Source organism: Tenacibaculum crassostreae, assembly GCF_964512405.1.
Taxonomy (GTDB): Bacteria; Bacteroidota; Bacteroidia; order Flavobacteriales; family Flavobacteriaceae; genus Polaribacter; species Polaribacter crassostreae.
Window position 1 is genome coordinate 61,455 of record NZ_CAZELE010000004.1, and the last position, 20,540, is coordinate 81,994.

Here is a 20,540-nt window from a genome sequence, read left to right on the forward strand (position 1 = left end):
TCTTTTAGCTTTGATTGTTTATGTAGTTCTTTTTGAAAAAGAAATTTTCCGTTTGCGTAAAATTGTAAAATCATAAATATTTGATTTTTAATTGGTTCACAATTTATGATTTCTTTATTATTTCAGCTAATAATTTTTTGGCGCGTAGTAATTTAACTTTTACGTTGTTTATTGGTTCGCCAATTTGCTCTGAGATTTCTTTATAACTTAATTCTTGAAAGTAACGAAGATTAATAACTTCTTGATATTTAGGTTTTAGTTTTTTAATATCTTTTAAAAGCTTTGCTAAGTTTTGCTCAGTGATAATTTTGTCTTCAGGAGAAGGAGCGTCATCTACCATTGCATACACTTCTTTTTCTTGCTCTTCAGTAGTTTCTGTATTAATTGATGATTTTTTCTTTCGAAGAAAATCGATGTAGACATTTTTAGAAATGGTAATCAACCAAGTTTTAAATTGATATTCTTCATCAAAAGTATCAATTTTATCAAATGCTTTCGAGAAAGTTTGAATGGTAATATCTTCAGCATCATTGTCATTTTGAGTCTGTTTTAATTGAAATGCATACACGCTTCCCCAAAAAGTGTCTAGTAAATAGTTGAAAGCTATTTGATTGCCTTTTTTTGCTTGTTGAATTTGATGAAGTACTTTTTCTTGATTTATTTCCAATGTTTTGGTTCCGAAATTTGATTTGATATAAATATACTAATTTGAAATAGAACTAAGCAAATATCAAAGAAAGGTAACAATAAAACGAGTCCTTTTTCTTGAAATTTTGAAGCAGCTTTAGCAACAACAATATATTGTAATAAAAAGTATCCCAATATAAATGGAAGGGCAATTTTCCAGTTTATAATTGAAATGAAAATTGCCAAACTGTACGTTAAAAACTTGGTAATTTTAAAAAGACTTAGTAAAAAACGATGTTTTCTTTTATATAAAGAGTACAGAATTGTTTCCTTTTTTTGTTGAACAAACCACTTTCTAAAAGAAATTTGTTCAGATGAAGCTACAAAACCATTTACGTTAGTGGTGTAAGTAGTATTGCTTTTTTTTGCAGCATCTTTTATAAATAATTCTGCTTCACCTATAAAAAGATTTAAATGATTGATGAATCCGTTAACTTTAAAAAACTCACTTTTGGTATAGGCTAAATTATGATTTGTAGCCTTGTATGGGCTTTCAAATTTTACAAAAGTAAAAGCTTGAATGTTGCTTAATAAATGATGAAATCTAATAAGTATATTACTCAAAGACTTTTTATTTCGTTTTAATTTTTGATAACCAATAACGATTGTTTTTTCCTGAGAAAAATTACGAACCATTTCGGTAATCCAATTTTGAGACAATGCTTTACTGCTAACTTCAGTAAATAACAAATGTTCATTTGTTGCTGCTTTAACTCCGAGAGTAAGCGCATACTTTTTATTTCCCCAAAAAGCTTCGGTATTTTCTACATCAACAATTTTTAAGTTGCTATATTCTTTTTCAAGTTCTTCTAAAATATCAAGAGTGTCATCCGTAGAAGCATTGTTAACAATGACAATTTCAAAATTTAGATGTTTTTGTTTTGATAAATCTTTACAATAATCAGCTAAAATAGAAGCGTTGTTTTTAGTGTAAACAATCAACGAAATAGGTGTGTTTACATTTGTATTGTTTTCTTTTTTTGATTGAAAACAAAAGAAAGAGAAAAATAAATAATATAAAACCTGCACAGCTGTAGCACCTACAAATATGTAGAATAATGCAGTAAATATCATAAGAAAGTAAGGTTAGTTGAGTTTGATGTTAGTTATGTTGAGGTTCGCTGCAAGTATCAAACTGATCAGGAGTTTTACCGCAAAAACCACAAGCTTCACCTTCTTTGTTTAACATCGGATTTTGACTAGCACAAGTACCAGCAAACTCTCCGTCTTTTTTTGCCCAAATTTTAATGGCAATTCCAGCAAAAGCTAAGGCTAATAATCCTATGGTAACAAAAATTAATTTCATGATGTGTTATTTTGTTCAGCAAAGATACGAACTTCCCATTTTGTATAGAATTAAATTACCCAAGATTTAAGGAGATGTGACTTTTATATGATTTAGTGTCTTATTAGTAATCAATTAATTTAAAAATTATACAATATGAAAAAATATGTAGCCGAATTATTCGGAACGTTTTGGTTAGTTTTTGGTGGATGTGGAAGTGCAATTTTTGCTGCTGGTTTTCCTGATTTAGGTATTGGTTTTTTGGGTGTAGCTTTAGCTTTTGGGTTAACAGTGTTAACTATGGCTTATGCTGTTGGGCATATTTCTGGCGGACATTTTAATCCAGCAGTAACAATTGGTTTATGGGTTGGAGGAAATCATACAGCAAAAGAAGTAGCCCCTTATATTATTTCACAATTAATCGGCGCGATTTTAGGAGCGGTTTGTTTGTTTTTAATTGTAACAAATAATGAAGGATTTGAATCTTTAGGAGGATTTGCAGCTAACGGTTACGGAGAATTATCACCTGACGGATATAATATGACTGCTGCTTTTGTTGCTGAGTTTTTATTAACTATGTTTTTCTTATTAATAATTTTAGGAAGTACTAATGAAAGAGCTCCTAAAGGATTTGCACCAATTGCAATTGGTTTAGGATTAACTTTAATTCACTTAATTAGTATTCCTATTACGAATACATCTGTAAATCCGGCTCGTTCTATGAGTCAAGCATTATTTGCTGGAGGAGAATATTTAACACAAGTGTGGTTGTTTTGGGTAGCCCCAATAGCAGGAGCAATAGTAGCAGGTTTTTTACACAAAACCTTATTTGATAAAGAATAAATATAATCTTTAAATATTTAAAAAAGGCATTTCAATATTGAAATGCCTTTTTTGTTTTTAAACCTTTTTCAAAAACAATAGTCTAAACTAAAACTATCAAAATGAATAGACTATTTAAACCTCTAATTTTAGCATTAACTATTATGCAATTTTCTTCTTGTGGAAATGATACTTCAACAATGACAGAAGAAGAAGGTCCTACACCAGTCCAAGGTTCTAAGCCAAATATCTTATTAATAATTGCAGATGATATGGGGTTAGATGCAACACCTGGTTTTAATGTTGGGTCAGTAAAACCTAACACTCCTAATCTTCAAAATATGATAAATACAGGAGTTCGATTTACTAATTTATGGTCATATCCAACCTGTACACCTACTAGAGGAAGTATTTTAACAGGTAAATACGGTTTTCGAACTAATGTTATGAAAGTAGATGATGTTATGTCAACGTCAGAAACATCTTTACAACAGTTTTTAAAAGATAATAATTCAGGTTATAGTAATGCGGTAATAGGTAAATGGCATTTATCAAGAGATGAGAATCATCCTATTCAAATGGGAGTTGATTATTATGCTGGATTATTGAATGGTGCAGCACAATCTTACACCAATTGGAATTATACTCAAGATGGAGCAACAACTTCTTCTAATGAATATACTACAACTAAATTTACTGATTTGGCAATAGATTGGGTAGCAGAACAAAATCAGCCTTGGTTTTTATGGTTGGCTTATAATGCACCGCATACACCATTTCATTTACCTCCAACAGATTTACATTCTCAAGGAAGTTTACCAACAGATGAGGCAAGTATTAATGCTAATCCTGTTCCATATTACATAGCTATGATTGAAGCAATGGATTCAGAAATAGGAAGGTTGTTAGATTCTATGACAGAAGAAGAAAGAGATAATACAATAATTATTTTTATTGGTGATAACGGTACGCCAAATCAGGTTGTTCAAGATTATAGAAGTAGGAGAGCGAAAGGAACAGTGTATCAAGGAGGTGTTAATGTTCCAATGATAATTTCTGGTAAAGGAGTTAACCGATTTAATCAGTTAGATAATAGTTTATTAAACACAGTAGATTTATTTGCTACGATATCTGATATTGCTGAGATAGGAACAAAAGAACATTATGATAGTAAGAGCTTTAAAGAGTTATTTGAATCTTCTACAAGTTCAATAGTCAGAGATTTTGCATATACCGAAATAGGTAAAGAAACTGGAGATGATGATGTAACGATTAGAAATGCTACACACAAGTATATTAGATTTACTGATGGTAGTGAAGTGCTGTATAACCTTAATGAAGATTTTTTCGAGGTTAATAACTTGTTAGATTCATCTCTTAGTATGGAAGATCAACAACAACTAGATAATTTAAAAGAAACCCTTAACAACTTAAAAAACTAATTAATTATGAAAAATGTTAAATTAATAGGAAGTTTATTGATAGGAGTATTTGTGTTTATTGCTTGTGGTTCAGATAATGATTCAGTTAATGATGATACTACGAATGAAACGATATACGATATTAGAAATGTATTATCTAAATTTGATAATATAGATGCTGTCACTTATTCGGTATCGGGTAATACACTTACAATTCAAACAATAAATTTACCCAATCATAAAAGCCCATATTGGGGTGTTGGTCATGAAATGTATGAAGCTTATAATGGAACGAACCCTAATTGGAATCAAAATCCTGGTTCTATAGGAGAACAAAATATAACATTTAGAATACCATTGAATCCTTCAGAAGCAGAAAATAAAGCGACAACTCCAATGGGACCAATTGGAATAGCTCGAAATGGAATTGTTTTTTTTAATCAATATGCAGCTGGTGGAGCTCCTTTAACGAATGAAATTAATTCGTTTGACCAATATTTAGGACATCCAGCAAATACTCAGTATCACTATCATATTAAGCCTAAGTTTTTAACAGATACATTTGGAGAAGATGCTTTCTTAGGAATACTTTCAGATGGATTTCCTGTGTATGGATCTGTTGAAAATGGACAAACAATTACTAATGATGATTTAGATGCATATCATGGACATGTTTCTCCAACAGTCGATTTTCCTGATGGAATTTACCATTACCATATAACAAATGAAGATCCGTATTTAAACGGAAGTGGATTTTTTGGGACTCCAGGATCTGTAACTAGATAATGAGAATAGAACAAGTAAAATATTTATTACTCTTTATAGTGCTTCTAGTTTCTTGTAAATCTAAAGAGACTAGAAGCGCTAATTCTGTAGATTTAATAGAAAAAATCAGTACAGACGAATCATTTGCTTTAAAAAATGGAGTGTTATTTTACAAAAACAAACTTTTTTCTGGAATTGTAAATACTTTTTACAGTACAGGAGAATTAAAATCGAAATCAAAATATATTTTAGGAAAGAGAGATGGATTTTACAATGGATGGTATCCAAATGGAAACAAGTTTTTTGAACGATTATATGCTGAAGGTTTAAAATCTGGAGTACATGTCGGTTGGTATGAGAATGGTCAATCAAAGTTTATTTATCATTTTAACGAGAGGGGAGATTATAATGGAGAAATGAAAGAATGGTATTCAAATGGGCAGTTGTATAAAGTGTTTAATTACAATAATGGTAGAGAGGAAGGGAGTCAAAAAATGTGGCAACCTAATGGGAAGATTAGAGCAAACTTTGTAACTAAAAACGACGAGCGATTTGGTTTAATAGGATTAAAAAAATGTTATTCAGTTGATATAGAAAATGAAGTTATTCAGTAAAATACTTATTATAGTTAGCGTACTTGTTTCTTGCAATACAAAAAAAGAGGTTGATAAAGAATTGACCTTACCGTTTTTTAATTCGGCAGAATTTACACCTGAGTGGATTCATAAAGAAGATTACAATTATAAAAAGGTACATCAAATTTCCAATTTTTCTTTAACTAATCAAGAAGGAAAAGAGATTACAAAGAAAACTTATGAAGGGAAAATTTATGTAGCGGATTTCTTTTTTGTAAGCTGTCCAGGTATATGTCCGATTCTAGAAAAAAATATGAGTAAACTTCAAGAGAAATTTAAAGAGGATAATGATGTATTATTACTCTCTCATACGGTTATGCCCACAAAAGACTCTGTACCAGTTTTAAAACAATATGCTATTGAAAACGAAATCGATTCTAAAAAATGGAATTTAGTTACTGGTGACAAAAAACAAATTTATGATTTAGCTCGTAAAGCTTATTTTGCTGATGAAGATTTCGTGAAAACACAAGATGAAGATGCCTTTGTTCACACTGAAAATTTCATTCTTATTGATAAAAAAGGAAGAATAAGAGGCGTGTATAACGGAACCTTAGCTTTAGATACTGAACGACTAATTAGGCATATTGAAATTTTAAAAAAAGAGGGTTAGTTTCTTAATTTTTAACACCTAACATTTTATTAAATACTCTTACTTCACATTGATAAAATTTTTTGAATTTGGCCCAAAATGTATTCATAGTTATAAACTTTTATTTATCTATAAGTATTTAAAAACCTTAAAATGTTACAAAGAAGTTTAAATAATATTAACTTCAATTTCTAAATCAATGTCAAAACTTTCTTTAATAGTTTTTTGAATATTTTTAGCTAGTTGATGAATATCTTTTCCTGAAGCGTTACCATAGTTTACTAAAACCAAAGCTTGCTTTTCGTGTACTCCATATTCTCCAAAGCGTTTTCCTTTAAATCCGCTTTGTTCAATTAACCAACCCGCAGGTACTTTTACTTCAGAAGTTGAAATAGGATAACTAGGAATATCAGGATGATTTTCTTGAAGTTTTTCAAAATGTTCTTTTGAAATAACAGGATTCTTAAAAAAGCTACCGCTATTTCCAATTTCTTTAGGATCGGGTAATTTAGATTGTCTGATAGCAATTACTGCATCTGAAACATCTTTAATAGTGGGATTATCAATTCCTTTTAAAGATAACTCAGTTTCAATAGCTCCATAAGAAGTATTTAAGTTATGTTCAACTTTTGTTAATTGAAAACTTACAGAAGTGATAATGTATTTTCCTTTGGCTTCATTTTTAAAAATAGAATTTCTATATCCGAATTGGCATTCTTCCGTAGAAAAAACAACTAATTTTCCTGTTTTAACTTCAATAGCTTCTACTTGTGTAATTACATCTTTAACTTCAACACCGTAAGCTCCAATATTTTGAATAGGGCAGGTGCCTACATTTCCTGGAATTAATGAAAGGTTTTCAATACCTCCATATCCTTGAGAAATACACCAAAGTACAAACTCATGCCAATTTTCACCAGCATTTACAGTTAGGTAAATATCGTTATGATTTTCTCTATCAATAGAAATACCTTTTAAATTGATGTGAATAACTAGTTTTTCAATATCAGTGGTTAATAACATATTACTACCTCCGCTAATTAAAAAAATGTCTTGCTCTTCTTTTAAAAGTTGTTGTAAACTATAAAGAGAATTGATAGAAACAAAACGTTTGGCATTTACATCGATACCAAACGTATTGTATTCTTTTAAAGATATGTTTTCTTGAATGTTCAATTAACTATTGTATTGTTGCAACGCAATTTTCAAGATTTCAACACAGCGCGTTAAATCTTTTTTGTTTAAAACATAAGCAATACGAACTTGGTTGTTTCCTTCACCTTCGGTAGAGTAAAATCCACCTGCTGGAGCAACCATTACAGTTTCGTTATTATGGTTGAATTTTTCTAAAATCCACTGCGCAAAATCTTCAGAACTATCAACAGGTAATTCAGCAATACAATAAAAAGCTCCTTTAGGATTTGCAACTTTAACTCCTTCTATTTTTTGTAATTCAGTAATTAAGGTATCTCTCCTTTCTTGATATTCATCAATAACTTCATCGAAATAACTTTGCGGAGTTTCTAAAGCGGCTTCACTAGCTATTAAGGCGTAAGTAGGCGGACTTAGACGTGCTTGTGCAAATTTTATAGCAGTATTGATGAATTTTTCATTTTTAGAAACAATACATCCAATTCTTGCTCCGCACATACTGTAACGCTTAGAAACAGAATCAATCATGATTGCATGTTGCTCTAAACCATCTAAAGCCATAACCGAATTGTGTTTTTCTCCATCATACGTAAACTCACGATACACTTCATCAGCAATTAAAAATAAATCGTGTTTTAAAACGATTTGCTTTAGTTTTTCAATTTCTTCTTTACTATATAAATATCCTGTTGGATTACCAGGGTTACAGATTAAAATTGCTTTGGTTTTCGACGTAATTAGATTTTCAAAATCTTCAATAGCTGGCAATGCAAAATTGTCTTCTATTTTAGAAATTACAGGAACTACCTTTACTCCAGAAGCAGTTGAAAATCCGTTGTAATTTGCATAAAAAGGCTCAGGAATAATGATTTCATCACCTGGATCTGTAATACTTCCAATGGTAAATAGTAATGCTTCTGAACCACCAGTTGTAGCAATTATATTGTTTGCAGACACATGAATATCGTTTTTAGCGTAGTAGTTAGCTAACTTTGTTCTGTATTCTTCAGAACCTTCAGAACGAGCATACGATAAAACTTCAATTGCATTGTTTTTTACAGCGTCTAAAGCTACTTGCGGAGTTTTAATATCTGGTTGACCAATATTAAGATGAAAAACTTTTGTTCCGTTTTTTTTTGCAGCCTCAGCAAACGGTACCAATTTACGAATTGGCGATTGAGGCATTGCATTTCCTTTATGAGAAATAGAAGGCATTATTGTTTATTTTTATTTGAGTTGTTTGAAAGGCAAATTTGCGAAATATAATTGGAATTACCTCTTGTAATGTTGATAAATGATAGTGCGAAAAGATTCATTTTAGGTTAAAAAAATCATAAAAAAATAAAAGACACAAATATTAATTGTAAATTGAATTTTAACATTAAATCATTCCCTTTTGAAAAAAATATTACTCACCTTATTTATATCCTTTTTTTGTTTATCAGCTAATGCCCAAGGTAAATTTCAGTTTTTAGGAAATAATACAGATAAGCAGTCAATAAATTTTAAGCTGATAAATAACCTGATAGTAATTCCGCTAGAAATTAACGGACAAGAATTGTCATTCATATTAGATACAGGAGTAAACAAAACCATTTTATTTAATCTCTCTGAAAGAGATAGTGTTGGATTAAATAATATTAGAAAAGTATATATAAGAGGTTTAGGAAGTGGAGAACCTGTAGAAGCTTTATTATCTAGAGGGAATAATTTTCGAATAAAAAATATATCAGGATCTAACCAACACTTGTATGTTATTTTAAAAGATGCGTTTGATATTTCCGCTAAAATGGGAACTACAATACATGGAATCATAGGTTATGATTTATTAAAAGATGTCGTAGTAAAGATTAATTATGTTAATAAGAGGATTGAGTTTTATAATCCTAAAACGTATAAGTACAATACTTGTAAAAAGTGTGAAACATTACCCTTGGAGTTTCATCGAAATAAACCTTATGTGAATGTTGAAGTTCAAGTTGATACGATTACTAATAAAATGTTACCAGTAAAACTATTAATAGATACTGGAGGAAGTGATGCTTTATGGATGTTTGAAGGAACTAAAGAAGAATTACAAACACCAAAAAAGTTTTTTAAAGATATTATAGGTGAAGGTTTTAGTGGAACCATCTACGGAAATCGTAGCAGAATTAAAAAGATAGCAATGGGTAAGTTTGAATTAAAAGAACCAACAGCTTCTTTTTTAGATTCTTCGTCTACGTTTAATGCTCGTCAGTTTAAAGAAAGAAACGGTAGTATAGGAGGAGAGATTTTAAAACGTTTTAAGGTTTGGATAGATTATCCTAATAAACAACTAGTTTTAAAGAAAAACGCATCCTTAAATAAAGGATTTTACTATAATATGAGTGGGCTTCATATTGTTTATGATGGTCAAGAACTGATAAAAGAAAAGGCAATAACAAGATTTACTGATAGTTATAATAGTAGTAGTAATACAACAAATAGTAAAACAATATCATTCATAAATAGTTTTTTTTACCGTTTTAAACCTAAATATAAAATTGATAAAATAGTAGAGAATTCTCCAGCTTTTAAATCAGGATTAATGATTGGAGATATTATTAAAAAGGTAAATGGTAGAGCTGCGCATGAATATCATTTGAATGAAATAATAGAGATGTTTCATACAAAGCCCAATAGAAAGATTAAAATTGAAGTTGAGAGAAACGGAATAAGATTAAAATATGAATTTAAGTTAGAACAAAGAATATAAAAAAAGCTCAACTTTAAGTTGAGCTTTTTTTATATTGAGAAATGAATACTTATTATTCACTGTCACTTACCATGCTTTTTTCTTTTGTTGGGGTAGCATCTTTAGCAACAAAACCTTTAATTTTAATTCTTTTTCTTTCGTTTTTAGCGTTAGAAATAATAGTTAAAGTTTTTGAAAAACCTCCTGGTTTTTTCGTGTCATAAGAAACTTCAATTTGTCCTTTTTCACCTGGCATAATTGGTTTTTCAGGTTTTGTAGGAACTGTACATCCACAAGGAGACGTGATGTTTTTTATGATAATAGGAGCTTCACCTACATTAGTAAATTCAAATACACGTTTTCCATCAGACCCAAGAGCTACTTTTCCATAGTCAATAGTTTCAGATTCAAATTTAAATTCTTGAGCACTTACTGTTAGCGTAATAAAGAAAACAGCAACAAATGATAAAATTGTTTTCATAATGTTAAAATTAATTTTAGGGTATTAACCGTTACAAATTTAGTATTATTTATTTAAGTTTTAAAAAAACCAACTTCTAATTTTCTGTACCTCGTAGATAGTTGTATTTTTGCCTATTGAATTTCAAAAACAATGCCAAAGGTTAAATAATGTTAAAATTTAGCCATAAAAGATATACTTAATATATGAATATTCCATCAAAATATAACTCTAAAGAAGTAGAAGGAAAGTGGTACGAATACTGGATGCAACACAATTATTTTCATTCAGAAGTAGATGATCGTGAACCGTACACAATTGTAATTCCACCACCAAACGTTACTGGAGTTTTACATATGGGACATATGTTAAACAACACAATTCAAGATGTATTAATACGTCGAGCTCGTTTACAAGGGAAAAATGCTTGTTGGGTTCCTGGTACCGATCATGCTTCAATTGCAACCGAAGCAAAGGTAGTAGCGAAGTTAAAAGAACAAGGAATCGATAAAAACGATTTAACTCGTGAAGAATTCTTAAAACATGCTTGGGAGTGGAAACATGAGTATGGAGGAATTATTCTTGATCAATTAAAAAAGTTAGGAGCTTCTTGTGACTGGGAACGTACAGCTTTTACAATGGACCCTGCCTTGTCAGAGTCTGTAATTAAAGTGTTTGTTGATTTGTATAATAAAGGACTAATTTACCGTGGATATCGTATGGTAAATTGGGATCCTGAAGCAAAAACAACGCTTTCTGATGAAGAAGTAATCTACGAAGAGCGTCAAGGAAATTTATACTATTTACAGTACGATATTGTAGGTTATGATGAAAAGGTTACCATAGCAACGACACGTCCTGAAACTATTTTAGGTGATACTGCTATTTGTATCAATCCAAATGATGAGCGTTTTACGCATTTAAAAGGAAAAAAGGCGATTGTACCTTTATGCAATCGTGAAATTCCAATTATTGAAGACGAATATGTAGATGTTGAATTTGGTACAGGATGTTTAAAAGTAACACCTGCACATGATGAAAACGATAAAGTTTTAGGCGACAAGCATAAGTTGGAAGTAATTGATATTTTTAATGAAGATGCTAGTTTAAATTCATTCGGATTACACTACGAAGGAAAGGATCGTTTTGTTGTTCGTAAGGAAATTACCAAAGAGTTAGAAGAAAAAGGATTTTTAGTAAAAACAGAAGTTCATACGAATAAAGTTGGGACTTCAGAAAGAACGAAAGCGGTAATAGAACCAAGATTATCAGATCAATGGTTCTTAAAAATGGAAGAATTGGTAAAACCAGCTATCGAAGCTGTTTTAGGTGAAGATAGAGAGGTAAAGTTATTTCCAAGAAAATTCGAAAACACATATCGTCACTGGATGGAAAACATCCGTGATTGGAATATTTCTCGTCAGCTATGGTGGGGACAGCAAATTCCTGCTTTTTACTATGGAGACGGAAAAGAAGATTTCGTTGTTGCTGAGACTATTGATGATGCATTAAAATTAGCGCAAGAAAAAACAGGGAATCCTTCATTGTCAGCTTCTGACTTAAAGCAAGATCCAGATGCGTTAGATACTTGGTTCTCTTCTTGGTTATGGCCAATGTCAGTTTTCGACGGAATACGTAATCCTGAGAATGAAGAAATCAAATATTATTATCCAACCAACGATTTAGTAACAGGTCCAGATATCTTATTCTTCTGGGTAGCTCGTATGATTATTGCAGGATATGAATATAAAGATGAGCGTCCGTTTGAAAATGTTTATTTAACAGGATTGGTGCGTGATAAGCAACGTAGAAAAATGAGTAAATCATTAGGGAACTCACCAGATGCGTTGAAATTGATTGAAGATTTTGGTGCTGACGGAGTTCGTGTAGGTTTATTATTAAGTTCTGCTGCTGGTAACGATTTATTATTTGACGAAGATTTATGTCAGCAAGGAAAAGGATTTGCAAATAAAATTTGGAATACCTTCCGTTTGATTAAAGGATGGGAGATTGATGAAAATTTAGCACAACCAGAAACTGCTAAAATAGGATTAGCTTGGTACGCAGCTAAATTTAATAAAGTGTTACTTGAGATTGACGATCACTTTAGTAAGTACCGCTTATCAGATGCGTTAATGGCTATTTACAAGTTAATTACTGATGATTTTTCATCATGGTTATTAGAAATTGTAAAACCAGGATATCAACAACCAATTGATGCAATCACCTACAAAGCTGTTATTGGAATATTAGAGAATAACTTAAAAGTATTGCATCCGTTTATGCCTTTCTTAACAGAAGAAATTTGGCAACATATTACTGAAAGAACTCCAGAAAACGCATTAATTATCGCTAAATATCCTGCAATAGGAGAGGTGAATGAAGAGCTGATTGCTAATTTTGAGTTTATGACAGATGTGGTTTCTGGAATTAGAACCATCAGAAAAGATAAAAACATTTCTTTTAAAGATGCTATTGAATTGTCAGTAGTAAATAGTGAAAACTTTACAAAAGAGTTTGATGCTGTAATTCAGAAATTAACTAATGCTTCTGAAGTTTCTTATGTTTCAGATAAAGTTGAAGGAGCTGCTTCATTCCGTGTAAAATCAAATGAATATTTTGTTCCTATTTCATTAGATACGATTGATGTTGAAGCGGAAATCACAAAGCTAAATGCAGAGTTAAAGCGTGCTGAAGGTTTCTTAACTGGAATTCAAAAGAAGTTGTCTAACGAACGTTTTGTAAGCAATGCACCAGAACAAGTAATTACATTAGAACGTAAGAAAGAATCAGATACTTTAGCAAAAATTGAAACAATTAAAGCAAGTTTAGCTTCTTTACAATAAGAAGTTGATGTTAAGTAATAAAAAAATCCGCAGTGAAAACTGCGGATTTTTTATTGTAGTTAGTTAAAGTGTTAGTTTCTATCTACCACATCTCCTGAACCTACCGAATTACTATCAATATGCTTAGGATTTCCTTTGTAGTATACACTACCGGAACCTACGACACTTGCTTTTATTTGATCTTTAACTGAAGTCTGTACATCTCCAGAACCCGCAATACTAGCTTTTACCGAGCTGGTATTTAAATCGTAAGCTTTTACACTTCCAGATCCTGCAATTGAACATTTTAAGGTATCAGCAGTTCCTTTTAATTTAATGTTTCCAGATCCGCCGATAGCTGCTTTAACTGTATTTGCATCTACACTAGCAGAAATATTACCTGAACCTCCTAAAGCAAAACCAATTTCATCTGCTTTAAGATGCTTACTAACAGTTACATTTCCCGATCCGCCTAAAGAGACAGCATTAATGTGTTCGAAAGGTACAGTAACTGTCAGTCTTTTTGTTGTGCGAATGTTAATGTTGTCTTTAAACTTAATTTTAAGTTTTCCTTTTTTAACTTCTGTTTCTATATATTTTAAGATGTTTTCTTCACCTTCAATAGTAATTTTACCTTCGGTTCCGCTAACTAGGTTAACATCGAAAGAACCTCCTACACTAACTTTATCAAAAGATTGAACAGTTCTGGTTTCGGTAGTTACATTTCCGTTTCCTCTAACTTTTTTTGAATTCCACCAACTTTGTGAGTTTGCACTTATTGTTAGAAGAATTAATAAGGTTGTAATAAATTGTTTTTTCATTTTTTATTATATTTAACGTTAGTATGAAGTCTCTCAGTTTTAAAGTGTTTAGTATCGCTTATGCTATAGCGTGTATTACATCTTTATTTTTTATTGATGTAGATAAGTCTATTAATGAGCTTATATTAAAAATAGTATCGTTACTGTTTTTGTCGTTTTTGTATTTAAATTCTTCTCAAAAAATTAATTATTTCTATATACTTATTTTAATGAGCTCAATTGTTTCTGATGCTCTTTTAATTTTTGATGAGGATTTTTTAAAAGCTGGTGTTTTATTGCTCTTATTAAACAGAGTTTTATACCTAATTCTTGCTAGAAGAGATATGTATAAAACAAAGTTTAAAACATTATTAACGTATCTAATTCCGGGGTTAATTTTATTTGTTATAATGTCTTATTTACTTAGACCTTACTTAAAAGAACTTTCCTATTCAATTTTTGCTATTTGTTTTTTAAATGCAACCATTGTAGGTATGGCTTTCTTTAATTTTTTAAATAAAATGAGTAAGGAAAACTTATTTTTCTTTCTTGGTATATTTTTAATAATTACATCTGATTTTTTAATAGCTTATAATAAGTACATTGATTACAAATTGTATTATGTAATTATTTATACGATTACGTATTATGTTGCTCGTTACTTAATTTGTTACTCTATGATTAAAAAGAGTTCTTAGTCGTTTAGCTTTAAAGAAACTCCACCATACTTTGATTTAATATTGATAGTAGAATTGCTATTTCCTTTACCAAAAGTACCTTCGTAATGTTTTTTAGTGGTGTTTTTAATGCTTTTCTGTAACTCAACGTGTTCTTCTGGATATCCGAATCCTGCATAACCTAAATCGATAGAAAAGTTGAAACTGTTATTACTACTAGTACCTAACTTAATTCCTGCATAACTACCATCAATAGTAATGTTTTCAAAACCTTTAGCGATATTTTGAACTCTGATTCCGCCATAATCAGTGTTTATTTTTAGGTTCTTTTTTAAAGTTCCAATTTTTATGCTAGCGTAATCCGAATTCCCTGTAATATTTGAAATTTCTCCAACAGAAATACTTCCGTAGTCACTATTAAAATCTATATCGTTAACCGATTCGATTTTTACTGAAGTATAATCAGCATTTACTTTTAAATCGTTTGCTTTGTTAATGGTTAATTTTGAATAATCAGCATTAACATTACCAGATTTGATGAAGTTTATTTCAGAAGTTCCACAGTAATCAATGTTAATATTGTTAGAATCGTTTAATAATTGATCTATTTGAATTTTACCATAATCACAATCAATATTCGATTTTCCTTCTAATTTATCAAGTTCAATATTTCCATATTTATTGTGTAAATCAGCATTATTGGTAATTGGCATTTTTACCAAATAATTAATCTTGTAATTGGTGTTGTTTTTACCCCACCAAGACCAAGACGATTTTGATTTTTCAATAATTGTACGAGCTTCCACTAAGCTAGATGTCGCTTCAAACTGCACATCTATATCGTTTAATTTATTTTCTACATTAGATAAATCGTCACCTTTAACGGTTATTTTCACGTTGATTTCGATACGATTTTCATTCCACGTAGCTACATTAACATTTCCGTATTTATTGTTGATATACAACGTTGCGTTTTTATTAACAGTAAAGGTTTTGCTAATCGTTTTACTTTTTTCGTGCTTTTTATCGTTGGCAACGATAATAGTTGGAATAAGTAAGAATAAGAAAAGTAGTTTATATAATTTCATCGTCTAATAATTCTAATTTTGCTGGATTTTGTTGTTGTTCTAAATGAATAAGGAGTTTTTCTAAAACATCTAATCGTTGCTGATAGTTTTGTATCATTTCACGAACAATTTGATGCTTGTTTTCTCTTTTTGCTAAGTCTTTTTCAAGCGATTTATATTGATCTTCTAATTCTTCAATTTCGTTAAGCGAATCTTCAATAATAGTTTCAGTTTCTAAGTTTCTAAATTGTTCAACTTCTTTTAATTCTTGATTAATAGTTGTAACAAAAAAGTTTTGAGCTTCAGCCATTTTAGGCGAAACATCAGCTAAACCATAGGTTTGTTGCTGTTGATAGCTACCTAAATAAAAACCTAAAACTAATACTACAGATGCTGCAATGCTCATCCAGAAAAAAGATGGATTTTTACTTTTTTTCGGATTTTCTAACTTGCGTTGAAAGCGATTTAAATGCCCTTGATGAGGCTCAAAAACATCAAAATCATTGTCTTTAAAAAACTGATGTAGTTTATCCTCCATATACTTGTGTTTTATTAGTACTGGCAAGCAATACTTGTTTTAACTTCTTTTTTGCTCTCGATATTGTTGTGCGCACATTTTCATTTGTGTAATTTAATATCTGGGCAATTTCTTCATAATCATAGCCTTCAATTAAGTGCAATGTGAGTACAATTCTGTAATTGTCTTTTAAACCTTGTAAATAATTTAAAACTCGTTGTACTTCTAATGAACTATAATCTATCTCAACTTCTTCTGCTTCATAGTTCGGAATCACATCCATTTTTACTTCATCATATCTCGAAACTTTTTTTAGCTGGGTTAAACTTTTATTAATTACAATTCGTTTTAACCACGCACCAAAAGTAACTTCACCCTTAAAAGAATTTAATTTTGTAAAAGCTGTTAAAAAAGCCTCTTGAATTAAATCTTCTGCTTCGAACTCATCTTTTAAAATACGATAAGAAGTATTATACATCGCTTTATAATAGCACTTATACACTTGCATTTGTGCAGTGCTATCGTTTTTTTTACAGCGTTCGATTAGTTGGTTAATATGTGTTTGTTGCGACTCCAATGAAATCATTCTATACTAGAGACAATCTAACTTTTAAATTGTGACAGTTTATTTCAATAAAAATAAATTTTTATGAATTAATATTAAGTTAATTGTTTCGTGTTTTTTTATTGTTTTGAAAAACAGTTAGTTAAAATTTAGTAGTGAGCTCTTTTTTAGAGAAGCTCAAGTAATTATAAAAATGAATCAAAATATGTATATTTGGCACAATGGTTGACAGTGTTAAAATTATTGAATGCCCAAGGGATGCAATGCAAGGAATTAAAAGCCACTTTATTCCTACTGAGGCTAAGGTTAAATACATCAATTCACTGTTAAAAGTTGGATTTGATACAATAGATTTTGGAAGTTTTGTATCACCAAAAGCAATTCCTCAAATGAGAGATACTGCTGAGGTTTTAGCAAAATTAGATTTATCATCTACTACCAGTAAATTATTAGCTATAGTAGCTAATGTTAGAGGAGCAAATGATGCATCACAGTTTGAAGAAATTGACTATTTAGGATATCCTTTTTCAATTTCAGAAAACTTTCAAATGCGTAATACGCATAAAACGATAGAACAATCTATTGATACCTTAAAAGAGGTTTTAACAATAGCCAACAGAGCAAATAAAGAAGTGGTTGCATACTTGTCGATGGGGTTTGGAAATCCATATGGAGATCCATGGAGTGTTGAAATAGTTGGAGAATGGACTGAAAAACTTTCTAAATTAGGAGTTAAAATATTATCTTTATCAGATACAATAGGAAGTTCAACTCCCGAAGATATTGATTATTTATTTTCAAATTTAATACCAGGTTATCCTAATATTGAATTTGGAGCACATCTTCATACAACTCCGACCAAATGGCATGAAAAAATAGACAGCGCATTTAAAGCAGGTTGTCGACGTTTTGATGGAGCTATTAAAGGTTATGGCGGTTGCCCTATGGCAAAAGACGAGTTAACAGGCAATATGCCTACCGAAAAAATGTTATCATACTTTACAGCAAATAAAGTTGATACAAATGTTAAACCAATGAGTTTTGAAAGTGCTTATAACAAAGCACTCGAAGTTTTTTTATAAATATGAGGTTAAGTATTATTTTTCTTTTTTTCTTTTTTTCAGCCTTTTCACAATCAAGAAATAGTGAGAAAGTAGGAACATGGGATATAAGAAATGGAAGAGTAGTAAAAACTCAATCTAATAACGATCAACTAGCTGTTTATTATTGGGAAGAATTTAATCGAATATTTCCTGAAGAGCTTACAAGAAAATACATCAAGAGAATTGTATTAATGACCGATGGTCTTGATGAAAAAACAGGCGCTTTGGTTGCTCTTAGCCCTAAAAATGATCAATGGCAGTTGGAAATTGATATTAAAGATGTAAACTTTAACAGTCAAGACAAAAGAAGACTACACGAATCTGTATATACTTTGGTACATGAGTTCGGACATTTATTAACTTTGAATAGAACTCAAATTAGACCTACCAACAAGTTTAAACAAGATGAAGGTGAGTTGTACCTAACACTAGAAGGAGAAGCGTACAAAAATAGTTACATTAATAAGTTTGTTAATCTATTTTGGAAAGGTTCTTTGTTAAATAGTTGGGATGTTATTCAGCGAAAATATTGTTATACAGAAGCAAATTGTGTAGAAAAATTATATGATTTATATCTGAACAACAAAACTGAGTTCTTAACCGATTATGCAGCTGAAAGCCCCGAAGAAGATATTGTTGAGAGTTGGACAGCCTTTGTTTTAAGACCAAAAATTAGAAAGCCTAGAACCATCGCTCATAAAAAAATTAATTTCTTTTACGAATTTCCAGAGCTTGTAGAATATCGTAAAATGATAAGAAGAAATACTCGTCAGTATCTACATTAGAATTTGTAAATTTGGTTTCTGTTAAAGCAAAAATCAAATGGAAAAAATTAAAACGCTACACTTACTTTTTATAAGCTTATTTTTAATCAATTGTGTAACTCAAAAAATAGAGAACACAGTCTCTGATAATCCATATACGTTCGTAAAAGATTCTAAAAAAGCATACTTCAATATTATTCAATTAAATGATGTTTATGAGATAGCTCCCATACAAGGAGGAAAGTTTGGAGGAATGGCTCGTGTAGAAACTGTTCATCAAGAAGTTTTAAAAGAGAATGAAAATACTATGCTGGTTTTAGCAGGAGATTTCTTATCACCATCGTTATTAGGAACAATGAAGTATAACGGAGATCGTGTTAGAGGAAAGCAAATGGTTGAAGTTATGAATGCTATGAATTTTGATGTGGTAGCTTTTGGAAATCATGAGTTCGATTTGAGTTATACTCATTTACAAGAACGTTTTAACGAAAGTACTTTTGAGTGGATTTCAGCTAATGTATTGCATAACAATAATGGTGAGCAAACGCACTTTTATAAAATGGTTGATGGTGAGAAAAAACATATGCAAGATTCTTATATTAAAGAATTTGTAAATCCTGATGGAACAAAGCTAAAAGTAGGGTTTATCAGTGTTTGTCTTCCTTCAAATCCTAGAAGTTATGTGCATTATGGAGATATGTTTGAAGAAATTAAAAGAGCACACAACGAAATTAAAGATAAAGTAGATGTTGTTTTAGGGTTAACCCATGCTTCATTAGCGCAAGACAAAGAAATTGCAAAATTACTACCAAACATTCCGTTAATAATGGGGGGGCACGAGCATACTAATAGTTATGATAAGGTTGATAATGTTATCATTGCTAAAGCTGATGCCAATGCTAAAACTGCCTATATTCATAGATTTGAGTTTGATCCTACTACCAAACAAGTGAAGTTTAAATCAGAATTAAAAGAAATAAATGACTCGATAGCTTCTGATATAAGAGTAGAGGAGGTTGTAAATAAATGGCAGGTTGTACTGAAAAATAAAATACAAGATGTTGTACCAAATCCTTACGAAGTAATTTATACAACTTCTGAGCCTTTAGATGCTCGAGAAAGCACGATAAGAAGCAAACAAACCAATATGGGTAAAATCATAGCTGAGTCTATGAGCTTAGCTTATGAAAACAAAGTTGATTGTGCCTTGGTTAATGGAGGTTCTGTCAGAATTGATGATGTTTTAACAGGAGATATTAATGCAGTTGATATTTTTAGAGTATTGCCTTATGGAGGCGGAATTTTAAGAGTTGATATTAAAGGAAGTTTGTTAAAAGAAGTATTAGATTTTGGTAAAAATGCTGCAGGAACTGGTGCTTACTTACAAAGTTTTGATGTTGAGTACTTTGATAATGAATGGTTGGTTCAAGATAAATCTATTTTGGAAGATAAAATATATTCTGTGGCTTTTTCAGATTATTTACTACGAGGACTTGATATTCCTATGTTATCAGATAAAAATAAAGATGTTTTATCTATTTACAAGCCAAAAGAAGATGAAGTAGCTTACGATATTCGTAAAGCTGTAGTTAATTTGTTAAAGCAAAATAAATAGTTAAAACATTGTAAATAAACTGATTGTTAAAAATAGTTAATTTTTATTTAAAATAAGTCTTAATAAGTTTTG

Annotated in this window: 21 protein-coding genes; 11 read left to right on the forward strand and 10 right to left on the reverse strand. The window is 30.5% G+C overall.

What is annotated here, in order from left to right; translation table 11 throughout:
• Positions 1-103: 103 nt before the first annotated feature.
• Genes ACKTST_RS05075 through ACKTST_RS05085 form a run of 3 tightly spaced genes read right to left on the reverse strand, consistent with a single transcriptional unit; the run spans position 104 to position 1,993 of the window.
• Positions 104-667, reverse strand: a complete 564-nt coding sequence (locus ACKTST_RS05075; protein WP_408046658.1) for an RNA polymerase sigma factor — start codon at positions 665-667, stop codon at positions 104-106.
• Positions 658-1,761, reverse strand: a complete 1,104-nt coding sequence (locus ACKTST_RS05080) for a glycosyltransferase (protein ID WP_408046659.1) — start codon at positions 1,759-1,761, stop codon at positions 658-660. The genes ACKTST_RS05075 and ACKTST_RS05080 overlap by 10 nt, the downstream gene beginning before the upstream one ends.
• Positions 1,762-1,789: 28 nt before the next feature.
• On the reverse strand, positions 1,790-1,993 hold the full coding sequence (locus tag ACKTST_RS05085; protein ID WP_408046660.1) for a membrane or secreted protein: 204 nt from the start codon (positions 1,991-1,993) through the stop codon (positions 1,790-1,792).
• A gap of 135 nt (positions 1,994-2,128) precedes the next feature.
• Here ACKTST_RS05085 and aqpZ point away from each other — a divergent pair, with 135 nt between their 5' ends.
• The 5 genes from aqpZ (at position 2,129) to ACKTST_RS05110 (ending at position 6,228) form a co-directional block, all read left to right on the forward strand.
• Entirely contained in the window at positions 2,129-2,815 is a 687-nt protein-coding gene (gene aqpZ / locus ACKTST_RS05090) for an aquaporin Z (RefSeq protein WP_408046661.1), read from the forward strand.
• Between the two features lie 101 nt (positions 2,816-2,916).
• Positions 2,917-4,236, forward strand: coding sequence for a sulfatase-like hydrolase/transferase (locus ACKTST_RS05095; protein WP_408046662.1), 1,320 nt, complete (start codon positions 2,917-2,919; stop codon positions 4,234-4,236).
• 6 nt (positions 4,237-4,242) lie between these two features.
• Positions 4,243-5,001: a YHYH protein gene (locus ACKTST_RS05100; protein ID WP_408046663.1), complete on the forward strand. Its 759-nt coding sequence runs from the start codon at positions 4,243-4,245 to the stop codon at positions 4,999-5,001.
• Positions 5,001-5,594, forward strand: a complete 594-nt coding sequence (locus ACKTST_RS05105; protein WP_408046664.1) for a toxin-antitoxin system YwqK family antitoxin — start codon at positions 5,001-5,003, stop codon at positions 5,592-5,594. The genes ACKTST_RS05100 and ACKTST_RS05105 overlap by 1 nt, the downstream gene beginning before the upstream one ends.
• The gene (locus ACKTST_RS05110) at positions 5,578-6,228 is read left to right on the forward strand and encodes an SCO family protein (protein ID WP_408046665.1); all 651 of its coding nucleotides are present in this window, start codon (positions 5,578-5,580) and stop codon (positions 6,226-6,228) included. The genes ACKTST_RS05105 and ACKTST_RS05110 overlap by 17 nt, the downstream gene beginning before the upstream one ends.
• A gap of 147 nt (positions 6,229-6,375) precedes the next feature.
• On the opposite strand, the gene murB is transcribed toward ACKTST_RS05110, so the two are convergent.
• Positions 6,376-7,383, reverse strand: coding sequence for a UDP-N-acetylmuramate dehydrogenase (gene murB, locus ACKTST_RS05115; RefSeq protein WP_408046666.1), 1,008 nt, complete (start codon positions 7,381-7,383; stop codon positions 6,376-6,378).
• Complete coding sequence (locus ACKTST_RS05120; protein ID WP_408046667.1) at positions 7,384-8,574, reverse strand: pyridoxal phosphate-dependent aminotransferase; 1,191 nt, start codon at positions 8,572-8,574, stop codon at positions 7,384-7,386.
• Between the two features lie 181 nt (positions 8,575-8,755).
• Here ACKTST_RS05120 and ACKTST_RS05125 point away from each other — a divergent pair, with 181 nt between their 5' ends.
• Complete coding sequence (locus ACKTST_RS05125) at positions 8,756-10,096, forward strand: pepsin/retropepsin-like aspartic protease family protein (RefSeq protein WP_408046668.1); 1,341 nt, start codon at positions 8,756-8,758, stop codon at positions 10,094-10,096.
• Between the two features lie 52 nt (positions 10,097-10,148).
• On the opposite strand, the gene ACKTST_RS05130 is transcribed toward ACKTST_RS05125, so the two are convergent.
• Positions 10,149-10,556: a DUF1573 domain-containing protein gene (locus ACKTST_RS05130; RefSeq protein WP_408046669.1), complete on the reverse strand. Its 408-nt coding sequence runs from the start codon at positions 10,554-10,556 to the stop codon at positions 10,149-10,151.
• A gap of 185 nt (positions 10,557-10,741) precedes the next feature.
• Here ACKTST_RS05130 and ACKTST_RS05135 point away from each other — a divergent pair, with 185 nt between their 5' ends.
• Complete coding sequence (locus ACKTST_RS05135) at positions 10,742-13,381, forward strand: valine--tRNA ligase (RefSeq protein ID WP_408046670.1); 2,640 nt, start codon at positions 10,742-10,744, stop codon at positions 13,379-13,381.
• Positions 13,382-13,452: 71 nt separating this feature from the next.
• On the opposite strand, the gene ACKTST_RS05140 is transcribed toward ACKTST_RS05135, so the two are convergent.
• Entirely contained in the window at positions 13,453-14,181 is a 729-nt protein-coding gene (locus ACKTST_RS05140; RefSeq protein WP_408046671.1) for a head GIN domain-containing protein, read from the reverse strand.
• A gap of 23 nt (positions 14,182-14,204) precedes the next feature.
• Here ACKTST_RS05140 and ACKTST_RS05145 point away from each other — a divergent pair, with 23 nt between their 5' ends.
• Complete coding sequence (locus ACKTST_RS05145; protein WP_408046672.1) at positions 14,205-14,858, forward strand: lysoplasmalogenase family protein; 654 nt, start codon at positions 14,205-14,207, stop codon at positions 14,856-14,858.
• Here the strand turns inward: ACKTST_RS05145 and ACKTST_RS05150 are convergent.
• Genes ACKTST_RS05150 through ACKTST_RS05160 form a run of 3 tightly spaced genes read right to left on the reverse strand, consistent with a single transcriptional unit; the run spans position 14,855 to position 17,007 of the window.
• On the reverse strand, positions 14,855-15,925 hold the full coding sequence (locus ACKTST_RS05150) for a DUF4097 family beta strand repeat-containing protein (RefSeq protein ID WP_408046673.1): 1,071 nt from the start codon (positions 15,923-15,925) through the stop codon (positions 14,855-14,857). The genes ACKTST_RS05145 and ACKTST_RS05150 overlap by 4 nt on opposite strands.
• A complete protein-coding gene (locus ACKTST_RS05155; protein ID WP_408046674.1) occupies positions 15,912-16,442 on the reverse strand; it encodes a hypothetical protein in 531 nt (176 codons plus the stop codon). Before ACKTST_RS05155 ends, ACKTST_RS05150 begins: the two co-directional genes overlap by 14 nt.
• On the reverse strand, positions 16,432-17,007 hold the full coding sequence (locus tag ACKTST_RS05160) for an RNA polymerase sigma factor (protein WP_408046675.1): 576 nt from the start codon (positions 17,005-17,007) through the stop codon (positions 16,432-16,434). The genes ACKTST_RS05155 and ACKTST_RS05160 overlap by 11 nt, the downstream gene beginning before the upstream one ends.
• Positions 17,008-17,207: 200 nt before the next feature.
• Between ACKTST_RS05160 and ACKTST_RS05165 the strand changes: the two genes are divergently transcribed.
• From ACKTST_RS05165 to ACKTST_RS05175, 3 genes are read left to right on the forward strand one after another with little or no spacing between them, the layout of a single operon-like run.
• Positions 17,208-18,068, forward strand: coding sequence for a hydroxymethylglutaryl-CoA lyase (locus ACKTST_RS05165; RefSeq protein WP_408046676.1), 861 nt, complete (start codon positions 17,208-17,210; stop codon positions 18,066-18,068).
• 2 nt (positions 18,069-18,070) lie between these two features.
• On the forward strand, positions 18,071-18,874 hold the full coding sequence (locus ACKTST_RS05170; protein WP_408046677.1) for a hypothetical protein: 804 nt from the start codon (positions 18,071-18,073) through the stop codon (positions 18,872-18,874).
• Positions 18,875-18,911: 37 nt separating this feature from the next.
• Complete coding sequence (locus ACKTST_RS05175) at positions 18,912-20,468, forward strand: bifunctional metallophosphatase/5'-nucleotidase (RefSeq protein ID WP_408046678.1); 1,557 nt, start codon at positions 18,912-18,914, stop codon at positions 20,466-20,468.
• Positions 20,469-20,540 lie beyond the last annotated feature (72 nt).